A 26,007-nucleotide genomic window follows, 5' to 3' on the forward strand; every position below is an offset into this window, starting at 1 on the left:
TCCTGCTTCATTCTTTACTCGTGATTACCTGGTCATTGGTTCCGGGAACAGCCGGTTCGTCAAACGCATCCTCCGCCAAGCAGCTACTCTGCCGCCGTCGGCGACGGATCCGCGACGCTGCCCATGAACGCGATGACGCCCGTCGTCTCGTTCCGGACGGCGAACAGGAAAGGACGATCCGCCTTGAACGCGAACGGCTCGGATGGCCCCGCGGAGCCGGAATCATCCATGGCGACGGCCGTCGCCGCGGCCGCTTCCGTGCCCTGCTCGTCGACTTCGATGAACGCCTTGTGGCGCACTTCGCTCACGAACAGCCGCGCGCTCTGCGATATCCCGGTGAAGTCGGCCGTTCCCTTTTCAAAGGAACGAACCATGCCAAGCGCCAGCAGCGTGTCCTTGAGGCTGCTCCCCGCTTCGATCTTGAACCGCGGCAGCTCGAGCTGCGTATCGCCGCTTTCGAAGCCTTCCGTCCACCCGGCCGGTTCGCGAAGCAGCTCCGCCTCGGCATCCTGCAACGTCTTGCCGGACACGGGTAGGACCGCGGTCAGGCTCCATTTGCCCGAGCCGTACGGGAGCTGAACGGCTTGATAGGACGAGGTCGACTTATGGAGCAGCTCGCTCCGCATCGACATCATGGGCACCTGGACCTCCTGCCCTCCGTCCAGGTGAAACGCGGCATCCCTCGTCGCCGACTGCTCGAACGGTTCCGTCCACCTGCCGTGAAAATAAATCGCGTTCACCAGCAGCATCATGGTCATCGGCGAGATGACGGCGGGACCGACAAGCTCCTTGATCCGTCCTTCGGTCTGTTTGCCCGCCCAATCGTTGACGGCCTTCGACGCGCGGGTCTTATCGGCAAAATCGATCGTGGCGATCGGCGCCGCATACGTCCGCTTCATGCCGCTCACGTAATCGTCCCGGAGCGTCATGCCCTTCTGCGCCCAGATCGCATTGGCGATGCGCACCTCCACGTCCGGATCGTCATGCGCAAGAATATTCATGACGACCTCGTTTCCCGCATTCAGGTCCTCCAGCGAAATGTCGCGCGAGCCAAGCAGCGCCAGCAGTTCATCCTTCGTCTCGCCGCGCGCGCCGTTCAGCACGAGCGTCAACGCAAGCGAGACGCTGTACGGCGAGAACACCGTATTGCGGTGCTCTGCCGCCGCGGCTGCAAGCAGCGGTTCGGCGAGACGCATGGCGAAGTCACGGTCGCGCTTCACCAGTGCCTTGTCGACGTCGGACGCGGTGAATTTCAGCGCCTCCTGCTTCGCCCCGCAGCCACATACCGTGCCTGCCAGCAGAATGGAAGCGATTCCGTACATAAGGGCGCTTCGTCGTATTGCTCCTGTCATCGTGATCCCCCCAGATCGATTAGACATCCAACTACTGGTAAGACGCAACAGCCGTACAGAAGGTTGCGAGGCCAAACGCTAATCGAATGTCTCCGAGTCCGCGCGCAACCAGACCACCGCCCATCCGCAATCCCGGACGACTCTTCCGCGACGGAGACGGACGCCGTCTGCCGCCAGACAAGGCTCGACTGCCGCGGGCGCGAATAGTCGCCCATCAACGCGAATAAGGCCAGCCCGATGAATCCGGGCTGACCTCGTCCTGCAGGCGGCAAGGCCGTTAATCGCAGCCTCGCCTCCCTTGCCTTTATGGCTTAATGCCGTAAATCCGCTCCGCCGTGCCGCGCAAAATCAGCTCTTGCTGCTCTACGCTCAGTCCGCAGGTACGGATCTTGGCAAGCTCCGTGCCCGTATTGTCCGCATGGTCGGTGCCGAACATGAACCGGTCCGCTCCGACCTCGTCGGCCCAGTGCTTGATCTGGAAGCCTGCCGTCCACGTAATGTCCGCATACAAGTTTTCGCATTTTCGCAAAGCAAGTATCGTTTCTCCGGCCATGATCATCATGCCGCAGTGAGCCATCACGATCGGCACCTCCGGGAACCGTTCTGCCACCTCGATCAGATTGGACGGATTGGCGAACGGAATTCCCGCGCCCGTATGCACCATAACGGGAATTCCAAGCTCGCGCGCAAGCTTGAACACCTTCGTGCCGTCGCGGCCGCCCGGATGGACGGCGTGGGCGAACGTATGCAGCTTCACGCCGATGAAGCCCAGCTCCTCCACGCAGCGGCGAAGCTCCGCCTCGTAGATATCGTCCCGCAGATGCGGATTCGGGTTCGCCATGCCGTAAAATTTCCCCGGAAATAATCGGGCCGCTTCCGCGATCGCGTCATGCTGCGCGGTCACCCGCTCCAGGTCGTGGCAGGAAGCCGGCTGCAGGATCGTGGCGCCCACGCCGAATTCCGCATGCTTCGCCAACTGCTCTTCAAGCGTGAAATCCTCGTCGAACACGTAATCCCAGCCGTAATGCGCATGAACGTCGATAATCGTCAAACCGTTCCATCTCCTCTACTGAAGGGAAATCGTCTTATGCCCCGCCGCGCTGTCGTAGACCGCGAAGGTCATTCGCAGCGTGATCATGTTGTCTTCGCCGCTTGTCTGGAATGCTTTCCCGTCGTTCAGGCATGCGATAAAATGGCTTTGCAGCCGGACATGGCTTTCCTCGTGATCCAGCCAGGTCTTCGCCTTTACGATTCGTTCTTCGCTGCCGTCCTTGGAGACGACGGCGATCTTGCCGTCGGTGTACATCTTGAGCGTCCCGGCGCTGCCGTCGATGATGAACTGCTCCAGATGAACGGGACCGACGCGTTCCCCGAGCGGCTGATCCAGTTTCTGGCGGGTCGCCCAGCTCATATCCATGAAGCCGTAGAAATCGTTATGTCCCAGGATGACGATGCCGCTGTCTTCGCCGATGATATAATCGCTTACGCGCGTCAATTCCGCCGTCAGCCGTTTCGGCGTGCCGAACAGGAAACGCCACGTATCGAACCAATGAACGCCCATTTCGTAGAACAGCAGCTTCGGCATCGTCCGGAAGAACGGCTGCGGCAGCTCCGCGTCCGGCTCCATGCGCGGCGTATAGTAATCCGTATGGATGTAGCGCGCGACCTGGATCTTGCCGAGCTCTCCGCTGTCCAAGACGCCCTTGATCGTCTGGAACGGCTCCAGCCAGCGCCAATTCTCCGTTACCATGAGGCGCACGCCCCGCCCCTTCGCATGCGACACCATCTCCTCCGCCTCGGCCAGCGATTCCGCGAACGGCTTCTGGCACATGATGTGCTTGCCCGCGTCGGCGGCCTTGGTCACGAACGACAGGTGGGTCTCCGTTCCGGTCACGATATCCACGATATCGATATCGGCGCGCGCCAGCATATCGTCGATATTCGCGTATAGCCGCTCCTCCGGCACGCCGTACTTAGCCGCCGCTAGGCGAAGCTTTTCCGGCGAACGGTTGCAGAGCGCCGCGATTTGAACGCCCGGAATACGGCTCCAAGCCTGGAGATGCTTATCCGACCAGAAGCCGGTGCCGATCAGGCCGACCTTCCATGTTTTCTCCATGTTCGCCTCAACCCCTCTTCTCGTCCAAATGCAGCATCAAGCGCAGCACTTCGTCGAGCGATTCTTTCGTGAACACCTGCTTCCAATCCGGTTTGAAGATCTTCTCGAAGCCGTATTCGATCGCGATTTTGGCGGCGTCGGAGAACGGATTGACATTGTTGAAGGCGATGGCGAGCGGAATTTGGATATGACCCAGCATGAACGACCGGGCGGCCGCTTCGGGCACGCCCATGCGAACGACTTCGTCCATCGCTTCCTTCATGATGCACGCGGCCGCAGCGGCCACGACCTCCGCCGCGGCCGGCTCGAGCAGGGCCATATGCTCGACCGTTATGCGATGGCACTGGGTAACCGGCGCGAACATCGCGATGCAGATTCGTTCGGCTTGCCCGAGCTTCTCTTCCGTGCCCTGCTGCAGCGCGATGACGATGTCCTGCTTCGCCGCGATTCCCCCGAACATGTCCTGGCGCGCTTCCGGCGAATCCTGCTCCTCGAACAGCGCCGGATGGCAGGGATGCGTCACGACGAAATGGCAGTCGTCGCGAAGCGCGACCTGCTGCGCGTATGCCGCCGCGGGATCCAGCAATATGACGGTCGTATCCGGCTTTAGCCGCGGCACGATCGTCTGCGAGAGCGGGCCGATGACCGCGTCCGGAACGGCAAATATGACGACGTCCGCCGCTGCCAGCGCCTCTTCGTTCGACGTGACCGACAGCCCGCGTTCCGCAAGCCTTGCTTTGCCGGAATCGGCCTGCTCGACCAGCAAGAGCCCGTAATCCGTTTTCCTCAAATTATCCGTTATCCGGCAGCCCATCTTGCCGCCCGCGCCAAGAATCGCGATCTGAATAGCAGTGCTCATGCTCCTTGCCCCTTTGCAATCGAATTAAAGCGGATGCAATCCGTTGCGAACCGCACCCGCAAGGATGATGCCACTAGCATAACCGATTACAAAAACATGTTCAATACAAAATGTATACAATTTATATATAATTAATTGCCCCTTACCGGAAATCCTGCTATGCTGAATGCAATATGCCATGCTCGAAGTCCGGCATCAGGGCTGCGTCCGCTGCAGGAGCGCCCCAAGCGGGTCAACGAAGCACGGGTCAGGAGGAAATAAATGAAGATGAAACTCGGGCTCAGCACCTACACGCTAACCTGGTCCGTCGGCGTTCCCGGCTACGCGCGCCCGCAACAGGCGTTGACGGCAGAGGCCCTCGTCAAGCTTGCCCGCAGCCATGGCTTGAACCTGCTGCAAATCGCGGACAACCTGCCGCTTCATCTCCGGACGGAGGATGAGCTGCTTCGGCTGAAACGGACGGCCGACGAGCAAGGCGTCGAGCTGGAGGTGGGCACGCGCGGCACCGAGCCGGAGCTGCTGCTCCGTTATCTCGCCATCGCGGGCACGCTCGGCTCCTCCATCGTCCGGACGATCGTCACGACGCCCGATCTGGCGGCGGCCGAATCGCAGATCCGCGAGGTGCTGCCGGCCTACGAAGCCGCCGATGTCGTGCTTGCGGTCGAAAATCACGGCTTGCATACGACGGGACAGCTGGTACAATTATTTCAGAACCTGAATCACGCGCATGTCGGCTGCTGCCTAGATACGGTGAATTCATTCGGCGCGCTGGAAGCCCCGGATCACGTCATTCGCGCGCTGTCGCCGTATCTCGTGAACCTGCATATCAAGGATTTCGACATCCGGCGGGTCGATCATATGATGGGCTTCGAGATTCTCGGCACGCCTGCGGGCGAGGGACGGCTGGACATCCCGCAGCTGAGCGCGATCGTCGCGGCAAACGGCAAGACCGGCGTCAATGCGATATTGGAACTATGGACGCCATACGCGAATTCCGTCGAAGACACGATCGCCGTCGAGCGCGATTGGATGGAACGAAGCATCGCCTATCTGAGGTCCGTTCATTTTATGGAAGAAGAGGATAACGACTATGCCACCCGTAACGTTGAAAGAGAAAGCCTATGAACAGCTGCGCGCGCACTTGCTGGAAGGCACGATTAACGGCAACGAGCAGCTGACGGAAAAATATTTGGTCGAGCTGCTGCAGATGAGCCGGACGCCGATCCGCGCCGCGCTCGAGAAACTGGCCGCCGAGGGCTTGCTGAACCTGGCGCCGAACAAAGGGCTCAGCCTGCCCGAGTTGTCCTTGCAGCGGGTCGCGGATTTCTTCGACTTTCGCGTCGCCCTGGAGAGCCACATCGTCCTCAAGCTGTCGAGCCGCAAGTTTTCGCCGGACGAGAGCGCCTGGTTCCGCGCGAATTTGGAGCTGCAGCGGCAGACGGCCGAGCAGCACGATTACCTCGCGTTCACGCATGCCGACTCGGATTTCCACCGGCGCCTTGCCCTTGTCTACGACAACGACGAAATGGTGCAGATGATGGAAAATTTGCAGGATCGCTTGTTCCAGTTGGCGCTGAAGGTGCTTCGAAAGGACAACGGCCGCATTCTGGCTTCCTACCGGGATCATCTCGAAATCTTCGAATTGATCCAGGACGGTCAAGGGGAAGAAGCGAAGCGGCGCATGGTGGAGCATTTGGAATACGGGGCGCGGATATTGGTGTTGTAAACGAAAACGGCGGCTTGGATGCATGATTAGCGTCCGAAGCTGCCGTTTTGTTGTTGATTGGGCGGATATGCAAACCGGCAATAACCCCTCGTCCCGTGCGTCGCGATGCCGGAATAATCCGGCACTTCTTGACGACCTCCGGAGTTTGGGCGTACAAAGCTTCCAATTCTTGATTACGAGGGAAATCCGCATGTCCGAACCATCGATCCCGCAACGGCTCCGCAAGCGGAATAAGGCCGCGGCGAGTAACGTCTTGAGACTAAGTAACGCCGTCCCAAGCCGTCAATTCTTCCTGGCTGTCGCTGCCCCACACGATGGTCCAGCACGACGAGACGCCGAGCCTGCGCAGCGCCTCATGCCGGTGATTGCCGTCGCGGATCGACAGCTTGCCGTCAGCGACCTGCGCGATCAGCGGCGCGCAGGACCATCCGCCGCGAAGCGCCGCCATGAGCGATTCCACCCGCGCTTCCCAACTCTCCGGCGGATTGTAATATTCCATCTCCGGCTCCGGTCCGCAGCAGCGTTCCAGCTCGGCAAGCGGCAGCAGCACGGGACCGGCCCAGTACCGTTTCTGCAGCTTCAGCCCTTCCGAGAACGGGGCGTTATTGCCGGCCGTGCGCAAGAACAGATGCACCCATTCCTCCAAGCAATCCGCCTTCGCGAACGCAATCGCTTCTTCGGCCGTAAATGCCAGCGGCAGCGACATCGGTCTCATCCCTCCACAAGTCCAAGATAACGTACTTTCGTTTCCGTTCCATCTCACGATATAGACGGACGATCCATACGAGTCGGGCCTATAAATCTCGGCGTCGGCGGGAAGCTTCGTCGCCATGCCGTCCTCGAACTTTGCGTCTCCCGCATATACCTTCGCGATCATGCCTTTTGTTTCGCACTACCCGTTCGTTCTCTTAATCCAATGGAGAAGCAACCATCCACACATGACCGAAAGGGTCTTCGATCTTTCCCACCCGGTCTCCGTGCGGTTGGTCCTGAATCGGCCGAAGGGAAATTGCGCCTTCATTCACGGCTGCTCGTACCGCATCGTCCGCGTTTTCGACGTATACATAAATGATGACAGGCGTGCCGCCAAGCGATTTGGCCGCCTGATTGTGTCCGGGAAACTCGTCGGCAACCATGATCCGGGCATCTCCTACTTTAATCTCGGCATGCGCGACTTTCCCGTCTTCCGTCTCGATTCGGCTAACCTCGACAGCGCCAAAGGCATGTTTATAAAAATCGATTGCCCGGCCGGCATCGTCTACCGCCAGCATCGGGATGGCTTGCGAACCGTTTCCGCTCATGATATTGTTTCCTCCCGGTGGTCCGATTTTGCCTATCTTTGCTTCGCTGCCGGCATCAGCGCCTTATCCAGCATGCGCTTCACCAGCCGGTCCAAGGCGTCTTTGTGCAGGAAAGGCGCGAGTCCGGTCAGAACGTTGGCGCCGAGCGTGCCCGATTCCACATGCCCCAGCAGCTTCTCGATGCTGTCCCTGCTTAAGAACGGGGCAAGTCCAACGATATGGCTGACTTCGATCCCGCCATCGACAGTCTGATCGGCGAGGCGGTCCAGCGTCTCGCTTCCGATGAAGGGCGCCAGCGCATGCACGACCTCCCAGTCCGTCACGCCGCCCTCCGCCCGCAGCACGAGCCGGTCGATATGTTCCGCGGCCAAGAAAGGCGCAAGCGCGACAAGCTGGCGCATGTCGAAATTCCCGCCGGCGGCGCGATCAACCACGCGGGCCAATGATTCATGCCCCATGAACGGCGCCAACGCTTGGATAACGTCCGCGTTCAACCGGCCGTCTTCCACGAAGGCGAGCATCGCGTCGATCGTGTCGCTGCCCAGGAACGGCGCCAAACGCAAGATCGCGCTTAGGCTCGGATGATCCCCGTCCGCGTCTTCTTCCTCGTCCGCTTCGTCGATCGGCTCGACGGCCGCAATCACGGCGCTTTCTTCTTGCTCATGCTCATGTTCATTCTCATTCTCTTGCTCATTCTCTTGTTCATGCTCGAGTTCTCGCTCATGTTCTTGCTCTGCTTCTGCTTCTGCTTTTTCTTCTACTTGTTCTTCCTCTTGCTTTAGCACCAGCTCTATTTCTGCCTCTTGCTCCGCTTTTACCGCACGGGCGTGCTCCGGCTCGGCTTCTATTGACTCCGCTGCCGCGTATCCCGAGCCATCCGTACGCGGTTCCGCAGGCGCTGGCGCCGCTTCCGCAGCCGTATGTTCCCCAGCCGCCTCCGATGCCGCGGCTGCCTGCGCCGGCACGATCCGCCGCCCGCCCGCGAGCAGCTCGTCGATGGACGTTCCGAGCAGACCGGAAATGGCCGGCAGCAAGCCGATATCCGGGAGCGACTCTCCGCGTTCCCATTTCGATACCGCTTGATGGCTCAAGCTTAACCGTTCGGCAAACTCCGCCTGCGTCATGCCCGCTTCTTTTCTGAGTCTCGAGAAATAAGCACCGATCTTGCGCATTTCCATTATCGAACGCCTCCGCTTGCTAGATTCGTACAGTGCGCACTGCCTGCATTCAGCATAGCATGCCGCTTGCTCCGGCTCTATCAATCATCGGTTGAACAGGCCGTTTCAACCGGCGGTTGAATCGCCCGCCCCTAACCCGGGCTCCCGCGATTTCTGGCGCAAGCGGGATACGCGCCAATTCGGGCGCGGCTATACCGGCATAGGTTAGACTAGCCGATTCACTTACATGACGACGAGGATGCTGATGCCGGTATGGCCTGTTGGATTCGAACCGCGATCATCGTCACCAATAACGGGACGATCCTGTTCGGGAACGCGGATATCCTCCCCATCGTGGGAGAAGACAAGTCGAAGGACGTAGTGGAAGACGCCCAGCAAACCGATTCGCTGACGGGCGGAGCTGCTGCCGAAGGGGCGGACACCTCTTCATTCCGGAGACGGTACAAGCGGAAGGGGCGTAAAAGAGCCCGCTGAACGGTACGTGCATGCCGCGACGCAACCGTTCCAACCGTAAGATCCGACATTGCACGCCCCATTTCCAATCCTGCCGATAGGCGTCGAGCGCTGCTTCCGCAGTCCTGCTTGAACGATAGATCCGTAAGTTCGGGCATAGCGCCGGAACTTCCGGACGACGACGACGTTGCCCTACACGACGCTCCCGCAAACGAAAAGAACCGCTTCCATCGAAACGGTCCCGGTTCTGCCGTTCGTGCGCGACGCGCGCATCCATCAGCCACGCGACGGCTCCGCCATTTCCTGCCGCGCCTTGGCGCTCAGCGCCGCCAGATGGTCGTCGTTCGCCATCACCTGCTCCAAATGCATCATCCGCTCCGGCGATGCCGTGTTCATCATCGTCTCGGAGAAGGCGCGGTCGATCCAAAATCTCGCCGCTCCCGCGATATACTCCCGCAGCTCCCCGATGTCTTCCTGCGCGTAGCGCTGGCACATGTTGATGGTGAACATGCGGCGGCTCGCGCTGCCGTTCCACGAAGAATGGAACGTATTGTGGTCGAAGACCAGAACATCGCCTGGCGTCACGTTCAGCACGTAAGCCGGCACATCCGCGCCGCCAATATTCCAGGTCGCCGCCGCGTCCCGCATGCGAAGCGTCAGATCGTCGCCGTATTTGTCTTGCAGCCGGTGGCTGCCCGGTATGACGCGCAGCGCGCCGCTGTCGCCGTCCAGCGGATCCAGGTAGAAGGCGATTTTCAAATGCCTGTATTTCTCGTGGTAGCCGTCCCGATGCCAGCCGGTATCGCCCGTATAGTAGTTCCCGTCGCTGCCCATGTAGTTGAAATCCTCGCCGAGCAGGGAGCGGCCGATCGCGAGCATGCGCGGATCGTCGATCAGCACGGACATGCGCTGGTCGATGAACGGCACGACGCATGTCCGCTTCGTGCCGTCATGCTTGTTGTCCTCCGGAAACGTCTTCGCGAACTCGTCGACGATCCAGTCCAAACGGTCCGCCATCAGCCCCGGAAATTTCAAAAACCCGAACGTTTCGAAAAAATCGATTTGCGCTTGGCTCAACCGCATGATTAACCCTCCGCGAATCAAAATGGTCCCCCGATTATTGAACCCGCTTTCAAATTATTCATTCCACCCGGCCGCACGATTTCCTGCAAGCTTCAACTAAAAAATCCCCCTCTCCTCTCAGGCTATGCTGCCGCATGCGCCCCGAGAAGAAAGAGAGATCCGTGATGAAAAGTTCGATTGTAAAATGGCGATTTATTTCAAAACATCGTGATCGACGTAGCGCGAGCCGTTCAGCTCGCTGATGACGTTGACGGCGACCTTCGCGCCGTCCCCGGCCGTGATGATCGTATGCATGCTGACGCCCGCGCACGTGCCTGCGGCCCAGATGCCCGCTACATTGGTGCGGCCTTCGGCATCCGCGTCGAGAATCGTCTTGATGCGCGGCTCGGTGCCCGGCTTCGTGTTCAGTCCGGAGGCCTCCGCGAAATCGAGGAACAAGCCGGATGCGACGATGACGACCTTCGCTTCGTACGCGTCGCCGGATTCCGTCGCAATGCTGAAGCCGTCGTCCGTCTTGCTGATCTTCGTGACCTTGGCCTGCACGATATCCGCGCCGAATTTCTTCGCCTGCCGGATGCCGATCTCGACCAGATTCGGTCCCGTCGTCTCCAGTACGCCGTAGTGGTTCTCGACCCAGGCTCGCTTCGTCACGCTTTGATCGCTGTCGAGCACCAGCGTTTTCTTCCCGGCTTTGGCCGCGAACAGCGCCGCGCTTCCGCCTGCCGGTCCTGCTCCGATAATGGCGATTTCTGACATGATTCTACCTCCCAAAATAGATTCGAGATGCTGAACATGACGGTCGGCAGTCTGGTATTCGATGCATTGGCAAGCCCGTCCGCTTCTATCATACGCTTTGAAAATCCGATATTCAACTTTTCATATCGGTATGTTTTGAAACGAAACGGCCATGCCTGCAGACGCGATATCAACCGCTGGTTGAGTTGAAATCGTAATAGAATTTCGCCCGCTTCCCGAGCAGCACGTCGTAAATGTCGTAATTGGACTGCATGACGCCCGTCAGGAACGACTTGTACGGACGGTCGGCGACGTTCAGCACGCCCGAATTATAATGCTCCGCCCAATCGCCGGCTCCCTGCCAATACCGTCCGAGCGCGGCTTGGTCCACGTAATTGAACCAATGGGCGCCTACGACGTATCCCAAGCCGGCAACGCCCTCCACGTAATTCCGGTAGCGCATGCCCCGCTGGAACTGGTTCACGGCCGCGTTGGGCAGCAGCGGCGCGAGCCCCTGCTCCGCGGTGCCGTAACCGAACTCGCTCATGAGGATCGGCTTGCCGCCCGATTTCTCGTACACGTCCTGCAGCAGATCGCTCTCGATCTTGTAGGAGTAGTAGTTGATGCTGATGACGTCCGAATACTTCCCTTCCACCTCCGCCATCACGTCGCGGAACTTCGCATTGTGGAACGAGGTCGTGATCCAGCGGTCCCCGAGCAGGAGATGGTTCGGATCGTATTTGCGGTAGATGCGCGATACCGTCCCGTAGAACGTGTCGAGGTAATACCGGAAGAACGTGTCCATATCCTGCCACGAGGCCGACGTGCTGATCGGAAGCTCGGCTTCCCGCAAGTCGTTGAAGGAAGCGAAGCTTGTTCCCCAGCTGGCGTTGAAGGCCGCGATTTTCTGGTACTTGTCCTGGAGCATTTTCACCAGACGGCCTTTGATCGCAGCCTTGCTGGCCTTCAGCTTCGGCACGTCGGAATAGAATTTATGGAAATCGTATTCGTTGCCCATGAAGTACCCGATCAGCATCTTGTCGTTCTTGTTCGGCTTGACCGCCGCCGCGAACGCTTGGTCGAGCTTGGCTTCGGCGCCGGGCGCGAAAATATCGAAGATCGAGATCCCGTCCAGCCTCGCCCAGTTCATGTCGATCGGAAGCATCCGCACGTAAGGGAATTTGTTCGCCGCGCCGTATTGCTCGGGCGAATAGCCCCCGGCGCTGTTGAAGCCCCATTTTTTCAGCCGTCCCACCGCTTCCGCGTAGAAGGAGCTGTCCGTCGGGAACGTGCCGGTTTTCTTGTACTTGTTTGCCATGTAGAACGAGAAGCTGCCATGATCGGGCGTAATGTACGCCGGCTTGTACGCTCCTTCGTAGGCCGGGATCGATTCGAACGCTTCCTCGCGGCCCTTGACCACCGTGTAGGTCTCGTCTTCATGGATGCCGTTCATCCCCAGGCTGAAGAAGATGTCGCCGTCCGGCGTCTTCATCACTTTGCGGCTGCCGAGCTGCTGGATCGCGAAGTAACCGGTGCCTTTGATGCCGTATTCGGCCGCGCTGCCGGCGAGACCGCCGTAGCTATCCAGCTTCGCGGTCGGATGCAGGCCGCCGTAGTACGAGGCGTCCGCTGCGGCGTCCGCCTTCAGCTCCTGATCGCCGGTCACCTTCTCCGGGAAATTCGCGGCGGCCATCTGACCGTAAGCGTCGACCGTGAAATCGCTGCTCCCGTTAAGCTTGTATTTGCGGATGGGACTCGGTTCCCTGCCGTCCTTGACGGCGTATGCTTCAAGCACCGTATATCCGGTGAGCTGGATCGGCTGCGCGTAGAGCTCGAACTTCGCGGCGCCGTCCTTGCGGTAGTAGACCCTGGCCCCCGTCGAAGCCGTGGACAACGCGACCTGAAGCGAACCCGCGCTGCGCGTCTGCTTGATGTCGACGGACGCGGTGCCGCGATTGATCAGCACGCCGGACAATTGCGGCGACCAGGACTGGGCGGTGCCGCGCAGTTCGATTTTCAGGTAACGGGTCTTCGCCGGCAGCGATAGGGCCTCGTCGACGTACTGCAGCCAATTGCCTGCCGGATTGCCGACCGGATAAGAGTTGGCGGTCACTTCCGTATACGCCTTGCCGTCCTTCGAGGCGTAGTAGCGGTTCTTCTGCTTATCGATGCCGGTGAAGAAGTAACTGGAGGTCTGAAAGGACGTGATGTCGTAGCCCGTATGGTAAATCACGCTTCCCGAAGCCGTCGACGCGCGGGCGATGCGTTTCGCATCGTCGCCGAAGTAGGTGGGATGATCGGTCGCGACGTAGACGTTCGAACGATTGAACAATTGCTTATAGTCGGAGAGCGGATCGTTCAGTCCGCCTTTGGGTCCTCCCGTACCGGTCAACGTATAGCGGTAAATGGCGACTTCGCTGACCACGGTGCTCTCGGCGGTCGGGTGGTACACGGCGCAGGTCCGCAATTGCAGCGCGCCGAGCACCTTGATCGGCGAGACATAGTGCTTGCGGGTGGCGGATTTTCGCGGATCGCTGCCATCCGTCGTGTAATAGACGGTCGCCTCGGGCTTGGACGCGGTCAAGACCACCATGCTGCCGTACGTGACGGCGCCCGAAGGCAGGCCCGCGCTCACGCCGTTGGCGGATGCCGGAGGTTTCGGCTTCACGGGCTCCGTCAGGCTGCCGGGAATGTCCTTCATCGCCAGATCGATCAAGGCGGCCGATTCCTGGCGGGTCATCTGCGCCTGCGGCCGGTACGACCATTGGCCGGCCGTTTGCACGGCGTCAACTCCGTGCCAGCCATGGGCGATGATGCCGTTGATCCCTTCCGTCGCCCATGCATCCGGCTGGTCGCCGTAATTCAGCGCGGCGCCCGGAGCAAGCCCCTTCTGTTTGGCATAGCGCCAGACCATGGCGGATGCTTCCTCGCGCTTGACCGGGGCATTGGGCGAGAAGGTCGTGGCGGTAGTGCCCTCCACGATCCCCGCTTGAAAAGCGGCGCGCACGTACGCGGCGGCCCAGTGATCCCGGACGTCCGCGAACGGCGCTTGGCCGCCGTTATCCTTCAACTGAAAAGCAAGCGACATCAGCTTGGCGAACTGCGCGCGGGTCAGCGTCTGTTCCGGGCCGAACAGCCCCTCGGAGACGCCGTCCACGACGCCGAGCGCCTTCAGGTCGCTAATGTAAGCCAGGTACGGGCTTGTGGCAGGAATGTCTTTGAATTCCGACGTCAAGGCATCGGCATCCACGCCGGGCAATGCGGCAAGCGCAATCGCCGCCGCGAACGCGATCGTAAATTTTTTCATATCGACTCCTCTCATACTGAACGATAATTCTATTATAAAATTCGCAGCCGTTCGGCGAAATGAGAGGTTCGAACTATGAAAAATTACTAATCTTTGGCAGCGTTCCGCGGCGAATCCTGCTACGGCGCCCGTTCGGGCCTCGTCAATACACCGATAATCAGAAAAGAAAACGAGACAAGACCCCTCCCTTCATGAGAAGGCAAGAGGTCTTGTCTTGCTTGCGCGATTCCGGTATTCGGCCTTGCTTACGCCGGTTCGGACTAAGCGCGAGCCGAAGCAGCCCGCTCCCGCGAAGTCGGTTGCCGCCTCCGCGATTGCGTCCTTCGATTGGAATCTAGCGGCTGCGCCGCGCCAGCAGCTCGCTGACCGTGACCAGCTCGTAGCCCTCCGACGTCAGCTTGTCCAGCAGAATGCGAATCGCTTCCATCGTCTGGGAACGGTCGCCCGAGCCGTCGTGGAACAACAGGATAGCGCCGTCGCGGATATGATCCCGCGTGCGCTCCAGGATGTAATCCGTGCCGGGCATCTCCCAATCGCGCGTATCGAGGTTCAGCGCGCCGATCGAACTGTATCCGAACCGGTCGGCGATGGCGAGCGTCTCCTCGTTGCTGTCCAGGTACGGCGCGCGGAACACGGCCGTTCGGCTGCCCGTGGCCTGTTCGATCAGCTTGTCCGTCCGCGCCAATTCGGCGAACGCTTCATCGCCGCCGATTCGGGTGAGGAACGGATGCGAATACGAATGGTTGCCGATCTCGTGCCCTTCGCCGTGAATGTCCCGCACGAACTCCGGGTGGGCTTCGATCTTCTCTCCGATCATGAAGAACGTGGCTTTGCCCGCCACGGCGTTGAACATATCCGCGGTCTTCCGCGTGTATTCCGTGTTCGGGCCGTCGTCGAACGTGACGGCGATGGCTTTGCTTGCGGTTTGCACGGCATGAATCATTTCTGACATCCGGTCAAGCTCCCTTCGGAAATCTGGATTGCCGCGATTGCGGCTGCGGTTCCATTGGCGCGCATGCGTTTGAAAGCGTTATCTAATTATACCAAAATTTGCGCGATTCGACCGCGGCGATGGATAATTTTCTCTCTCCCGAGAAACATTATTCAAGATTTCCACGGCATGAACGGACCCGGCAAGCCCTTCCGGCGAAAGGAGTTTCAAGAAATGAAGCGGACAGCGGACAGGCTTTCGATCGTCGCCCTCGGCGGCGTGAACGAAATCGGCAAAAACATGTACGTCCTGCAATACAACGACGACATTCTCGTCATCGACTGCGGTTCCAAATTTCCCGACGAAAGCTTATTGGGCATCGACGTCATCATCCCCGACATCGCTTTCTTGCTCGAGAATCGGGACCGCGTCAAAGCGCTGATCGTCACCCACGGCCATGAGGACCACATCGGCGGCATTCCCTTCATCATCAAGCAGCTGAACCTGCCGATCTACGCGACGCGGTTGACCTTGGGGCTCATTCAGGGCAAGCTCAGGGAATACGGGCTGCTCGGCTCCACCCGGCTGCATCAGATCGACTCGGGCAGCGAGCTGATCTTCGGCGACGTGCAGGTTCGCTTCTTCGGCACGAATCACAGCATCCCGGATTGTCTCGGCGTCGCCTTTCACACCCCGCAGGGAACGGTCGTCCACACGGGGGACTTCAAATTCGATCTGACGCCCGTTAACGGGCAGCATGCCGACATCCATAAGATGGCCGACATCGGGAAGAACGGCGTGCTCGCCCTCCTCTCCGAGAGCACGAACGCCGAACGGCCTGGCTTTACCCCCTCGGAGCGTCTCGTCGGCGCGCACATCGAGGAGGAGTTCGTCAAGGCCGAGGGGAAAATCTTCCTGGCTACGTTCGCCTCCAACGTTCACCGCGTGCAGCAGGTCATCGATGCCGCGGACAAGGTCGGCCGCAAGATCTGCCTGCTGGGCAGAAGCATGGTCAACGTCGTGACCATCGCGTCTTCGCTCGGCTATCTGCGTCTGCCGGACGGCATGCTCGTGGAGCCCTCGGACGTGAACCGGCTCTCGCCGCGGCAGATCGCCGTGCTCTGCACGGGCAGCCAGGGCGAGCCGCTGGCGGCGCTGGCCCGATTGGCGAGCGGCAGCCACCGTCAGATCGGCGTCTCGCCGGGCGACACGGTCATCCTTGCCGCTTCGCCCATCCCCGGCAACGAGCGGAACGTCGCGCGCATCGTGGACAATCTGTTCGAACGGCGGGCGAACGTGATCTACGGCCCCGGTACGGTCACGGGCATGCACGTCTCCGGGCATGCAAGCCAGGAAGAGCTGAAGCTTATGCTTACGCTGATGAAGCCGAAGTATTTCATTCCCATTCACGGCGAGTTCCGCATGCTGCACCAGCACCGGTTATTGGCCGAGGCCGTCGGCGTGGAACCCGGCCATACATTCATCGTCAACAACGGGGACGTCGTCGATTTCACGGACGGCGAAGCCCGCCAGGAGCGCAAGGTCGCGAACGGGAATACCCTCGTCGACGGCCTCGGCATCGGCGATGTCGGCAACGTCGTCCTGCGGGACCGCAAGGTTCTGTCCGAGGACGGCATCCTGATCCTCGTGCTGTCCATCGCCAAATCGGACGGCAAGGTGACGTCCGGACCCGACGTGATCTCGCGGGGCTTCGTCTACGTCCGGGAGTCGGAAGGCCTGCTCGAAGAAGTGCAGCGGATCGCTTTAAATGCCGTCACGCAGCTGCAGCAGCCGAAGACCAACCAATGGGGCGCCTACAAGCAGGCCATCAAGGACGACGTGGGCAAATTCCTGTATACCTACACCAAACGAAGACCGATGATCCTGCCGATCATTATTCAAGTCTAGCTTCAGCCGGATCCTCGATTCAGGCCCAAAAGGAGATTCTGTGGTGACAGAGAAAAAGAAATGGGATTTAGCCGCATTATCTTCCATTCCGCTCGTGATGACGCTGGCCAACTCCATGCTGATTCCGATCCTGCCCTTGATGCAGCGAAAGTTGAAAATAAGCGCCATGCAGACAAGCCTCATCATTACGGTCTATGCGGGCGTATCCATCGTCTGCATTCCGATCGCCGGCTATCTCTCCGACCGTTTCGGCCGCAAGCTCGTGATTCTGATCGGCCTCTCCATCGCGGCGATCGGGGGCGTCATCTCAAGCCTGGCCGTTTGGCTGATGGGACCGGGCGGCTATTGGCTGATCCTGGCGGGCCGCTTCGTCCAAGGCATCGGGGCCGCCGGGGCGTTCCCCATCGTGCTTCCGTTGATCGGGGATATGTTCAAGCGCGAGGAGGAGGTCAGCAGCGGACTTGGCATGATCGAGACCGCCAATACGTTCGGCAAGGTGCTCAGTCCCGTGCTGGGTTCGGCGCTGGCCTTGATCATTTGGTACATGCCGTTCGCCGTCATCCCCGTCATCTCGGCGGTTTCCGTCCTTTCGGTCGCCTTTCTGGTAAAAACTCCGAAGAAGAAGAAACCGGAAAAAACCGATCAAAGCGATCGAAGCATCCGGGCTTTTGCCGTCAGCCTGAAGTCTCTGCTTGCCCGGAAGCGCTGGCTGTACGCGATTTTCGCCATCGGCGGAATCGCGATGTTCATCACGTTCGGCTTCCTGTATTACTTGTCCTCCGTGCTGGAGGATCACTACGGCATTGACGGCATCGTCAAAGGGCTCCTCCTGGCCATCCCGCTCAGCGCGATTTGCATTGCTTCGTTCGTTACGGGTAAAATCGTCGGCGAAAACAAACGGCGGATGAAGATATTCAGCGTCGTCGGACTGCTCCTGCTGACGGCGGCCATGATCTTGTGCGGACTGGTGAACACGAAGGCGCTTTGGTTTCTCCTCTCTTCGATGTTCGTCAGCGGCGTCGGCATCGGACTGGTACTGCCCAGTCTGGATGCCCTCATCACCGAAGGCATCGAGAAGGAGGAGCGGGGCACGATCACCTCGTTGTACAGCAGCGCGCGGTTCATCGGCGTCGCGGCCGGACCGCTGGTCGGTTCGGTGCTGACGAAGAGCGAGACGATTTTGTTTTACCTGTTCTCGGGCTGCGCCTTGCTCTGCGCGGTCTTGGCCGTCTGGGGCGTCAAACCGGGAAAGCCGAAGCCTGGCCGCAACGCCGAGCCCGCCGCCCGGGCCTCCTGACCAACCGTTGCCGGCGGCTAGCCGGGGAATCCGAACCAAACGGGGACCGCTGCCCATATCGATTTTCCTTTGGGGAATTGACACTTGTCCGCAAAAATGTTATAACCTGAATCGACACATGGAATTGCGATGATGGGAATCCAGTAGCGTGCGATAATGCATTGCAGAGAACCGGCGGTTGGTGCGAGCCGGCATGCGATCGAACGCGAATTACGTCCCGGAGCGTCTTCGTCCGAACCCGGCGGTCATGCCGCGCGGAAGGGCGGGACGGTAACCAGCCGTTATCTGGTTCGAGCGGAGCACGGTCCGTCCCTTTCGGGATGCGCCAAGCTCAACTAGGGTGGTACCACGATGACTCGTCCCTGTCTGTAGACAGGGTCGGGTCTCTTTTGTTATTGTGTCGGAATCTACGATAGAGGTGAGCTGTGATGACAACGACGACGGCCGGCGGCAATGCCGGGCTGGACGTGCTGGATGAACTGGAATACCGCGGCCTTCTGCATCAAGTGACGAACCGCGAGAAATTAAGCGAGAAGCTGGCTTCGGAGCGGGTCGTGCTTTATTGCGGATTCGATCCGACCGCCGACAGCCTGCATATCGGAAGCTTGCTTCCCATCTTGACCCTCGTCCGCTTCCAGCAAGCCGGACACCGCTCCATCGCGCTCGTCGGCGGGGGAACGGGCCTGATCGGCGATCCGAGCGGCCGCTCGAGCGAACGTTCCCTGAACGGTCCGGAGACCGTCGCCGCCTGGACGGACAGCCTGAAACGCCAGCTTTCCCGGTTCCTCGACTTCGAAGCGCCGGAGAACCCGGCCCGGCTGATCAGCAATTACGACTGGATCGCGCCGCTCGACGTCATCTCGTTCCTGCGCGATGTCGGCAAGCACTTCACGGTCAACTACATGCTGGCGAAGGATTCGGTCGACTCGCGCCTCGCGAACGGCATTTCGTTCACGGAGTTCAGCTACATGATCCTGCAATCGTACGACTTCCACAAGCTGCACGAGGAATACGGCTGCTCGCTGCAGATCGGCGGCAGCGACCAATGGGGCAACATCACGGCGGGGCTCGACCTGATCGGCAAGATGGGCGGCGGCGAAGCCTTCGGGATGACGATGCCCCTGGTGACCAAGAGCGACGGCAAGAAATTCGGCAAGTCGGAATCCGGCGCCGTCTGGCTCGACCGGAACAAGACGACCGCCTACCAGTTCTATCAGTTCTGGCTCAATACGGACGATGCCGACGTCGTGCGCTTCCTCAAATACTTCACCTTCCTCTCCCGGGATGAGATCGCGGCGCTGGAAGCCGAGCTGCAGGCCAGCCCCGAGAAACGCATCGCCCAGAAGACGCTCGCGCGCGAAGTGACCCGCATCGTGCATGGCCCGGAAGCCGTGGAGAGCGTGGAGAAGATCACGCAATCGCTCTTCTCCGGCGACGTGTCCGCGCTCGGCGAAGACGAGCTGCTCGAGGCCATGCAGGATATGGCCAGCGCCGTCGTGAAGGAGGAAGACGGCGCCCTGCTGATCGACCTGCTCGTCGCGGCGAACCTGGCCCCGTCCAAACGGCAGGCCCGTCAGGATATCGAAAGCGGCGCGGTCTACGTGAACGGCGTCAAGCAATCGGGCATCGACACCGTGATCGGCCAAGACCAGCGGCTCCACGGCAAGTACCTGATCCTCCGACGCGGCAAAAAGAACTACTCGGGCGTACGTTTCGAGTAGGCGTCAACGCCGTAGCGGAATCCATCCACAGGATGAACTCCGCCTCCGAGCGCGCCGAATCGTCTCGAGTTGGAAAGCAGCGCGAAAAGCCCCCGACTAAAACGTCGGGGGCTTTTTTTGCGTGATTTTGCGATCTTGCAGATCATCTTGCCTCGCAACCGCGAAGCCGGTCAGGAATGCCAGACCTGCCGTTCGGAGACGATCGTTCTGCCTTCCGCGATGGACCGATCCATCAGCATGCTCAAATAATGGTCCTGCGAAGCTTCCGCCAAGCTGTAGAAGGACGGTCCGCCCGCGACGTACTCGCCCATCTTGACCAGGGACGTCGCGATCGCGATCTCGTCGTCCGTCAAGCGGCCGGGCACGAACGGATTGCGGTACAGCCACTCCGAGCCGAGCAGGATGCCGCTGTAATTAAAGCCGAGGATATTGCCGTCGAACCCGTTGTCGATGCGCCGCAGCTTCGTGACGACCGGCGTACGGAAATCCTCCAGCCAGGCGGCCTCGTCGCCTTGAATCTCGCCCCGCGATCCCCGGACGAGCATCCGTTCGCGGCGGATCCACGAGAAATATTGATCGCCCGTGAAGTCGAGCAAGCCCAGCTTGTCGCCGAAACGGAGCGTGACGATATCCTGCGCGGAATCCTTCAGGAGCTCTTCCTTCGGCGGGCCTTCCCTGCCCGGTCCCTGCACGATCGGGGAGACGAAGCGCTGCCCCGTCACGACGGCTTCCTCGAAGCGCACGTTCATCAGCTGACGGATCAGGCTGATGCCATGATAGCCGTGCGCGGCCGATACTTGCGCCTGCGTCACGTCGCCGAGCCTGCCCGACCGCGACAGCGCGATCCGCGCCGCATGCATGGGCTGGAACAGGAGCTGCTCGGCCACTTGGACCTTCGCCCCGCTTCCTACCGCCTCGTACAGTTCGGTCAATCCCGCCAGATCCGGCGCGGGCGGCGTTTCCGCCAAGACCGGAACGCCTCGCGCGGACAGCTCGCGGATATAGACCGGACAGGTCTCCCAGGGCACGGAGACGACGACGAACGCCAGCTCCGCGTCCGCGAGAAACGAATCCAGGTCGTGAAAGGTCTCCACGCCCCAAGCCGCGCGAAGTGCCGCGGCCGTCTCCTCGCGACGAACGAGCATCCGGCTGACGCCGAACAGCTCGGGCAGCTCCCGCGCGATGCGGAGATAGAAATCCGCCCTCCAGCCATGGCCGATGATGCCGAAATTGAATTTTCCCACTCTACCTCTTCCCTTCTCGTTGGCGTCAGCGCGTCATGAACCGCAAATCTGCTAGATTCACTATAGCATATTTTGGCAGCGCTCTAACGATAGGCGAAGCGTCGGAGGTTCGCGAGTATCGGATGAGGTTGACGGCCATCATGCGCCGCCGCGCCTCGCGGGGCATTCTCTCCGATCAAGAGCGGAGCAGTATCTCCTTGTCTCGCAGCAGCTTCATGAATATCCCCCCGACGACGCTTCGATGCTGGAAGTTGAGCTGCCGGGCCGTGAGGGTATCCGTCCAATCCGAGAACGGCACGCGGTCCGGCGTTTCGTTCAGCATGGTCCAAATCGGCTCCATGAGCGCGATGAAATCGCTCCGTTCCTCCGCAAGCGCGGCCGACCATATCACCCAATCGGATTTCGTATAGGTCGCCCTGCTGTCCAACGGCGTGCCGTATACGTTGCCGCGCTTCAGGTACCACGCCGTCTCCTGGCGCAGCGTCTCTGCCCCGAACAGCTTCGTTCCGAACAAGACGTCCCAGATCAGATTGTATTTCAAGCTCCAGCTTCCCTCGTGTCCGAACGCGAGCTTCGTGTGCTCGCCGTCGTCCGCCAGCTTCTCCCATTGCGCCGCCATCTCCTGCGCGAGCTTGCTGTACGCGGCTTCCTCATCCGGGTCGCCTTGCAGTCCGGCGAGAATCGAGTAGCTCGCCACGCCCATGACCGCCTTGACGGACAAGTTCGCATTGCGCGCCAGATGCCCGGCGAAATCGTCGGTGCACAGCTGGTTTTCGGGATCCAAGCCATGCTCCGCCAAGTAATCCGCCCACTGCTTCAACAGTTCCATATGTCCGAGCAGATAGGCAGACTTGCCTCCTGTCAAGCAAACGGCAGCCGCCATGATGAGCATATTGCCGCATTCCTCGACGGGCATTTGCCCTTCGATCGCGTTGTCGCTGTAGACTTGGCCGTTGCCGAGCGGGTATTGGCCGATGTCGTGCGGCGCGAATTCGAACGGCCATAAGTCGCTCTGCGCATAGCGCAGGATCGGCCGGAGCATCGCTTCGACGAGCGCGGGCCGATACAGGAGAAACAACGGCACGGAAGGATAACTGACGTCCACCGTAGCCATGCAGCCGTTGCTGTAGCATTCCTTGGACAGGAACAGCAGCTCGCCCTGCTTATCCGTCACCAGCTTGTGGGCGGCGATCGCCTGCCGGTACGACAGCGCGAGCAGATCCGCGTATTTCGCCCCGCCGGAAGCGGTTGCATCTTCGAGCAGCTGGCGGTCGAATGCCGCGCAACGCGCCGTCAACGCTTCGTATTCGGAGAAAGCGACGGCCAGCATCCCGGAGGCGCTTTGCCCGTTTCGCTTCCAATACGCCTGGAGCTTGTCGCCGAAGTATTCGACGGCATAGACGTCGTCGTAAGCCAGAACGAACGTCGTCGCCGAAGGGGACTCCGCTACGCGGCCGAAATCGTGCACCAACGCCATCACCGGCTGCTCGTCCGCGACGATCGCGGGCGTACCGAGCGGCGACGCTTGCTCCTTCAGTTCCTCATTGCGGACGAAATGCTTGCGCAGCTCGGCCGATCCCTCGAACGCCCTGGTCCGGTCGGACTTGGCGGCCGCCAAATAGAACGTCCCCCAGTCGATGCGGTGATCGTCCCCGGAACGGTTCAGGTAATCCTGCCGGTCATGCGACAGGCCGAGCGCAAACCATTCCCCGGCTTCTTCCCGCGCGCGAACGACGGACTGCCCGGGATGATCCACGCACCACTCGCCGGTGACGTCGAAATACAGCTGAACGTCATGATGCCGGCCGTCCAGGCTTTGAAGCGCGAACGAGACGTAGGACGCCGGCCTCGACAAGACGTCGAGGTCGTCAAGCAGCAACGGGCTGGTGAAACGAACCGTCAAGGCCGTTCCGGCCGCTTCGAACACGTAGATCGTGCTGAGCGGCGTCACGGTCAGGCTCGTCTGTTCCATGGCCGGCGGCTCGGTGTAATAACGCTCGGCTTTGGCTTGCGCTTTCCCGGCAAATCGCCATACGGCGCCGTCGATGCGCAGCAAGCCGGTCATGGCGTGCCGCTGTCCCGTCCAATGACGGGTGAAATCGTCCGTGAGACGGTCGGCTGTCGACCAAACGCTGAAATAAGGGTCTACGGTTACCAAGGGAACGGCTGGGGGACGAAGCGTGCTGATGATGGGCACCTGCTTTCGATATATGTTTTTTATAATATGTATATATTATTACCTATATTCGAAAGATGTCAATCTATCATTTCTGGCGGGCGAGGGGACCGCACATCGGGAGGTCTCCGACAGGAAGCGCCGCGAAGAACTCGCGGACGGGAATCGCGCGGAAATCGCGGGAGCAGAATTACAAAAAAAGAGCGCGCCGCCGCCGCGGTACGCTCTCCATCCATAAGTCTTCCATATCGATCGGTCGAGTTAACTCGCGGCGCCCGTTACTCAGCCGGCGGGCACGATCGCCGCATGCTTCGCGCGCGCAAGTTCCGTCGCTTCCACCATGTTGCGCAGCGAAGCCTCGGTCTCCGGCAGGCCGCGCGTCTTGAGGCCGCAGTCGGGATTGATCCAGAACAGCTGCGGATCCAGCACGCGGAGCGCCCGCTCGATCATCGCCGTCATCTCCGCCGCGGACGGAACGCGGGGACTGTGAATATCGTACACGCCGAGCCCGATCCCGAGCGGATACGTGTGATGCTCGAAGCTTTCGATCAGCTCGCCGTGGCTGCGCGAGGTCTCGATCGAGATGACGTCGGCATCCATCGCTTCGATGGACGGAATCATGTCGTGGAACTCGCAATAGCACATATGCGTGTGGATCTGGGTCGTATCCGCGACCGTGCTTGTCGCCGCCCGGAACGCCTTGACCGCCCAAGCAAGATAATCCGCCTGTTCGGCCGGCTTGAGCGGCAGCCCCTCGCGAACGGCCGGCTCGTCCACTTGAATCATGCCGATGCCCGCCGACTCGAGCGCCTCCACCTCCTGACGGAGCGCGTAAGCGATCTGATAGGCGATCTGCTCGCGCGTCAGATCCTCCCTTGCGAACGACCAGTTCAAGATCGTGATCGGTCCCGTCAGCATCCCTTTCACCGGCTTGGCCGTCTTCGACTGCGCATAGCGGGATTCGCGGACCGTCATCGGTTCAAGATAAGCAACGTCGCCGTAGATGACGGGCGGCTTCACGCACCGGGAACCGTAGGACTGCACCCATCCATGCCCGGTAAACGCAAACCCGGCCAGCTTCTCGCCGAAGAACTCGACCATGTCGGTCCGCTCGAATTCGCCGTGAACCAGCACGTCCAGGCCGATCTCCTCCTGCAGCGCGATCCAGCGATCGATCTCGGCGTCGATGAAGGATTCGTAGGCCGCCTGGTTCCATTCTCCCCGGCGCCACGATTGACGCGCCTTGCGCACCTCCGGCGACTGCGGGAAGCTTCCGATCGTCGTCGTCGGGAGGATCGGCAGCCGCCAATGCCGCTGCTGCAGCGGATGGCGCTCCGAGAATGGCAGCGAGCGCGCCGCCGGCTCGGCGGCGATCCGCCGCGCCGCCTGCAGCACGTCGAGGCGGTTGCGCTCCGCGGAGTCGCGCAGCGCTTGGATCGCCCGGTCGCTCTCGGCAAACTCGGGGGCGAACGCTTCGGCGCGGCCGCTCAAGCCGTACGTGAGCTGCACGAGCTCTGCCAGCTTCTCGTCCGCGAAGGCCAGCGCATCCTTCAGGACCGGAGCCAGCTCGGTCTCCCGGCTGGCCGTCACCGGCACATGCAGCAGGCTGCAGGAGGTTTGCACGATGAGTCTCTCCTGCGGAACGTACGCCGTCAGCTCTTCCAGCAGCGCCAGCTTCTCGCCGAGCGCCGCCCGCCAGATGCCCCGGCCGTCGATGATACCGGCGCCCAGCACCTTTTCCTGCGGGAAGCCGTGGTCGCGAATCGCCTGGACGTTGGCGGCCCGGCCATGCACGAAATCCAGGCCGATGCCCTGCACGGGCAGCTCCTTCAGCACGGCGTAATGCTCGGCGGATTCGAAATACGTTTGCAGCAGGATGTTCAGCTTCGGCGCCGCGGCGGCGAAGGCTTCATAGACCGCGCGAAGCCGCCGCAGCTCGTCTTCATTGAGACCGGTGACCGCGATCGGCTCGTCGACCTGCACCCACCGTACCCCTTCGCGTTCGAGCTCGCGCAGCAGCTGCAAGTAGAGCGGCAGCAGCTTGTTCAACCACAGGTCGGCCTCCTGCGGGGCATACCCCTTCGACAGTCTCAGGAAGGTGAGCGGGCCGATGATGACGGGCTTGCCTTCGATCCCCAGCGTTTCCTTCGCCTCGCGGTATGCGGCCAGCGGCCGGTTCTCCGTCAGTACGGGCACGCTGTCGCCAAGCTCCGGCACGATATAATGGTAGTTCGTATTGAACCATTTGGTCATCTCGGAAGCGGTCGCCTCGGCCGTGCCGCGGGCCATGCCATAGTACACCGACAGCGGTACCGATTCGCCTTCATGCGCGGTATACCCGAACCGCTCCGGAACGATCCCGAACATCGCGGCATGATCCAGCACCTGGTCGTAGTAGCTGAAGTCGTTCACGGGGATCAGATCGATGCCCGCATCGCGCTGCTTGCGCCAATGCGCCAGCCGAATGCCGCGCAGCGCCTCGTGCAGCTCCGCCTCCCCGATTCGCCCGGACCAATATGCCTCCAGCGCCTTCTTCCATTCCCGGTCCGCTCCAATCCGAGGGTAACCCAGTACGCTGCTCTTCACCATCATGATCTCTCCTTTTGCGTGCGTCCCGGGC

20 protein-coding genes and 1 other annotated feature are annotated in these 26,007 nt (G+C 60.7%); of the genes, 6 read left to right on the forward strand and 14 right to left on the reverse strand.

Features of this window, described 5'->3' with window-relative positions:
* Positions 1-83: 83 nt before the first annotated feature.
* The 4 genes from AC50YL_RS23455 to AC50YL_RS23470 form a co-directional block, all read right to left on the reverse strand.
* Positions 84-1,352 carry a serpin family protein gene (locus AC50YL_RS23455; protein WP_494835108.1) on the reverse strand — a complete coding sequence of 423 codons (1,269 nt, stop codon included), beginning with the start codon at positions 1,350-1,352 and terminating at the stop codon, positions 84-86.
* Positions 1,353-1,656: 304 nt separating this feature from the next.
* Complete coding sequence (locus AC50YL_RS23460; RefSeq protein ID WP_494835109.1) at positions 1,657-2,403, reverse strand: amidohydrolase family protein; 747 nt, start codon at positions 2,401-2,403, stop codon at positions 1,657-1,659.
* Between the two features lie 15 nt (positions 2,404-2,418).
* Positions 2,419-3,468: a Gfo/Idh/MocA family protein gene (locus tag AC50YL_RS23465; RefSeq protein WP_494835110.1), complete on the reverse strand. Its 1,050-nt coding sequence runs from the start codon at positions 3,466-3,468 to the stop codon at positions 2,419-2,421.
* A gap of 7 nt (positions 3,469-3,475) precedes the next feature.
* Positions 3,476-4,327: a phosphogluconate dehydrogenase C-terminal domain-containing protein gene (locus AC50YL_RS23470; protein WP_494835111.1), complete on the reverse strand. Its 852-nt coding sequence runs from the start codon at positions 4,325-4,327 to the stop codon at positions 3,476-3,478.
* A gap of 261 nt (positions 4,328-4,588) precedes the next feature.
* Between AC50YL_RS23470 and AC50YL_RS23475 the strand changes: the two genes are divergently transcribed.
* Positions 4,589-5,452, forward strand: a complete 864-nt coding sequence (locus AC50YL_RS23475) for a sugar phosphate isomerase/epimerase family protein (RefSeq protein ID WP_494835112.1) — start codon at positions 4,589-4,591, stop codon at positions 5,450-5,452.
* The gene (locus AC50YL_RS23480) at positions 5,418-6,053 is read left to right on the forward strand and encodes a GntR family transcriptional regulator (RefSeq protein WP_494835113.1); all 636 of its coding nucleotides are present in this window, start codon (positions 5,418-5,420) and stop codon (positions 6,051-6,053) included. The genes AC50YL_RS23475 and AC50YL_RS23480 overlap by 35 nt, the downstream gene beginning before the upstream one ends.
* Positions 6,054-6,312: 259 nt before the next feature.
* Here AC50YL_RS23480 and AC50YL_RS23485 read toward each other — a convergent pair whose 3' ends face one another.
* The 3 genes from AC50YL_RS23485 to AC50YL_RS23495 all read right to left on the reverse strand — a co-directional run bounded on the left by AC50YL_RS23485 (position 6,313) and on the right by AC50YL_RS23495 (position 8,532).
* Entirely contained in the window at positions 6,313-6,759 is a 447-nt protein-coding gene (locus tag AC50YL_RS23485) for a ParB N-terminal domain-containing protein (protein WP_494835114.1), read from the reverse strand.
* A 202-nt stretch (positions 6,760-6,961) separates the two neighbouring features.
* Positions 6,962-7,354: a VOC family protein gene (locus AC50YL_RS23490; protein WP_494835115.1), complete on the reverse strand. Its 393-nt coding sequence runs from the start codon at positions 7,352-7,354 to the stop codon at positions 6,962-6,964.
* Between the two features lie 32 nt (positions 7,355-7,386).
* Positions 7,387-8,532 (reverse strand): helix-turn-helix domain-containing protein, encoded by a 1,146-nt coding sequence (locus tag AC50YL_RS23495; RefSeq protein ID WP_494835117.1) that lies wholly within the window; start codon positions 8,530-8,532, stop codon positions 7,387-7,389.
* Between the two features lie 252 nt (positions 8,533-8,784).
* Here AC50YL_RS23495 and AC50YL_RS23500 point away from each other — a divergent pair, with 252 nt between their 5' ends.
* A complete protein-coding gene (locus AC50YL_RS23500; RefSeq protein ID WP_494835118.1) occupies positions 8,785-9,006 on the forward strand; it encodes a hypothetical protein in 222 nt (73 codons plus the stop codon).
* A 255-nt stretch (positions 9,007-9,261) separates the two neighbouring features.
* Here the strand turns inward: AC50YL_RS23500 and AC50YL_RS23505 are convergent, their stop codons facing one another.
* The 4 genes from AC50YL_RS23505 to AC50YL_RS23520 form a co-directional block, all read right to left on the reverse strand.
* Entirely contained in the window at positions 9,262-10,068 is an 807-nt protein-coding gene (locus tag AC50YL_RS23505; protein WP_494835119.1) for a phytanoyl-CoA dioxygenase family protein, read from the reverse strand.
* 192 nt (positions 10,069-10,260) lie between these two features.
* Complete coding sequence (locus AC50YL_RS23510; RefSeq protein WP_494835121.1) at positions 10,261-10,824, reverse strand: FAD-dependent oxidoreductase; 564 nt, start codon at positions 10,822-10,824, stop codon at positions 10,261-10,263.
* Between the two features lie 169 nt (positions 10,825-10,993).
* Positions 10,994-14,110 (reverse strand): S-layer homology domain-containing protein, encoded by a 3,117-nt coding sequence (locus AC50YL_RS23515; RefSeq protein ID WP_494835123.1) that lies wholly within the window; start codon positions 14,108-14,110, stop codon positions 10,994-10,996.
* 334 nt (positions 14,111-14,444) lie between these two features.
* The gene (locus tag AC50YL_RS23520) at positions 14,445-15,062 is read right to left on the reverse strand and encodes a polysaccharide deacetylase family protein (protein WP_494835124.1); all 618 of its coding nucleotides are present in this window, start codon (positions 15,060-15,062) and stop codon (positions 14,445-14,447) included.
* Between the two features lie 213 nt (positions 15,063-15,275).
* On the opposite strand from AC50YL_RS23520, the gene AC50YL_RS23525 reads away from it, so the two are divergent.
* The 3 genes from AC50YL_RS23525 (at position 15,276) to tyrS (ending at position 19,967) form a co-directional block, all read left to right on the forward strand.
* The gene (locus AC50YL_RS23525) at positions 15,276-16,949 is read left to right on the forward strand and encodes a ribonuclease J (RefSeq protein ID WP_494835126.1); all 1,674 of its coding nucleotides are present in this window, start codon (positions 15,276-15,278) and stop codon (positions 16,947-16,949) included.
* A gap of 43 nt (positions 16,950-16,992) precedes the next feature.
* On the forward strand, positions 16,993-18,246 hold the full coding sequence (locus tag AC50YL_RS23530; protein ID WP_494835128.1) for an MFS transporter: 1,254 nt from the start codon (positions 16,993-16,995) through the stop codon (positions 18,244-18,246).
* Between the two features lie 120 nt (positions 18,247-18,366).
* Positions 18,367-18,613 (forward strand) — a binding site (T-box leader).
* Between the two features lie 94 nt (positions 18,614-18,707).
* A complete protein-coding gene (gene tyrS / locus AC50YL_RS23535) occupies positions 18,708-19,967 on the forward strand; it encodes a tyrosine--tRNA ligase (RefSeq protein WP_494835298.1) in 1,260 nt (419 codons plus the stop codon).
* 170 nt (positions 19,968-20,137) lie between these two features.
* Here the strand turns inward: tyrS and AC50YL_RS23540 are convergent, their stop codons facing one another.
* From AC50YL_RS23540 to metE, 3 genes are all read right to left on the reverse strand, one after another.
* Positions 20,138-21,211 (reverse strand): Gfo/Idh/MocA family protein, encoded by a 1,074-nt coding sequence (locus AC50YL_RS23540; protein WP_494835129.1) that lies wholly within the window; start codon positions 21,209-21,211, stop codon positions 20,138-20,140.
* Positions 21,212-21,386: 175 nt separating this feature from the next.
* Positions 21,387-23,402 (reverse strand): glutaminase family protein, encoded by a 2,016-nt coding sequence (locus AC50YL_RS23545; RefSeq protein ID WP_494835299.1) that lies wholly within the window; start codon positions 23,400-23,402, stop codon positions 21,387-21,389.
* A 267-nt stretch (positions 23,403-23,669) separates the two neighbouring features.
* Positions 23,670-25,976 carry a 5-methyltetrahydropteroyltriglutamate--homocysteine S-methyltransferase gene (gene metE / locus AC50YL_RS23550; protein ID WP_494835300.1) on the reverse strand — a complete coding sequence of 769 codons (2,307 nt, stop codon included), beginning with the start codon at positions 25,974-25,976 and terminating at the stop codon, positions 23,670-23,672.
* Positions 25,977-26,007 lie beyond the last annotated feature (31 nt).

This window comes from Paenibacillus sp. J22P277, from assembly GCF_059383675.1.

Coding starts and splice junctions, on each gene's coding strand:
- AC50YL_RS23495 (WP_494835117.1), bottom strand. CDS start 8,532: ATGGAAATGCGCAAGATCGGTGCTTATTTCTCGAGACTCAGAAAAGAA.
- AC50YL_RS23480 (WP_494835113.1), top strand. CDS start 5,418: ATGCCACCCGTAACGTTGAAAGAGAAAGCCTATGAACAGCTGCGCGCG.
- AC50YL_RS23465 (WP_494835110.1), bottom strand. CDS start 3,468: ATGGAGAAAACATGGAAGGTCGGCCTGATCGGCACCGGCTTCTGGTCG.
- AC50YL_RS23500 (WP_494835118.1), top strand. CDS start 8,785: ATGGCCTGTTGGATTCGAACCGCGATCATCGTCACCAATAACGGGACG.
- AC50YL_RS23525 (WP_494835126.1), top strand. CDS start 15,276: ATGAAGCGGACAGCGGACAGGCTTTCGATCGTCGCCCTCGGCGGCGTG.
- AC50YL_RS23485 (WP_494835114.1), bottom strand. CDS start 6,759: ATGTCGCTGCCGCTGGCATTTACGGCCGAAGAAGCGATTGCGTTCGCG.
- AC50YL_RS23475 (WP_494835112.1), top strand. CDS start 4,589: ATGAAGATGAAACTCGGGCTCAGCACCTACACGCTAACCTGGTCCGTC.
- AC50YL_RS23520 (WP_494835124.1), bottom strand. CDS start 15,062: ATGTCAGAAATGATTCATGCCGTGCAAACCGCAAGCAAAGCCATCGCC.
- AC50YL_RS23470 (WP_494835111.1), bottom strand. CDS start 4,327: ATGAGCACTGCTATTCAGATCGCGATTCTTGGCGCGGGCGGCAAGATG.
- AC50YL_RS23505 (WP_494835119.1), bottom strand. CDS start 10,068: ATGCGGTTGAGCCAAGCGCAAATCGATTTTTTCGAAACGTTCGGGTTT.
- metE (WP_494835300.1), bottom strand. CDS start 25,976: ATGGTGAAGAGCAGCGTACTGGGTTACCCTCGGATTGGAGCGGACCGG.
- AC50YL_RS23510 (WP_494835121.1), bottom strand. CDS start 10,824: ATGTCAGAAATCGCCATTATCGGAGCAGGACCGGCAGGCGGAAGCGCG.
- AC50YL_RS23455 (WP_494835108.1), bottom strand. CDS start 1,352: ATGACAGGAGCAATACGACGAAGCGCCCTTATGTACGGAATCGCTTCC.
- AC50YL_RS23515 (WP_494835123.1), bottom strand. CDS start 14,110: ATGAAAAAATTTACGATCGCGTTCGCGGCGGCGATTGCGCTTGCCGCA.
- AC50YL_RS23490 (WP_494835115.1), bottom strand. CDS start 7,354: ATGAGCGGAAACGGTTCGCAAGCCATCCCGATGCTGGCGGTAGACGAT.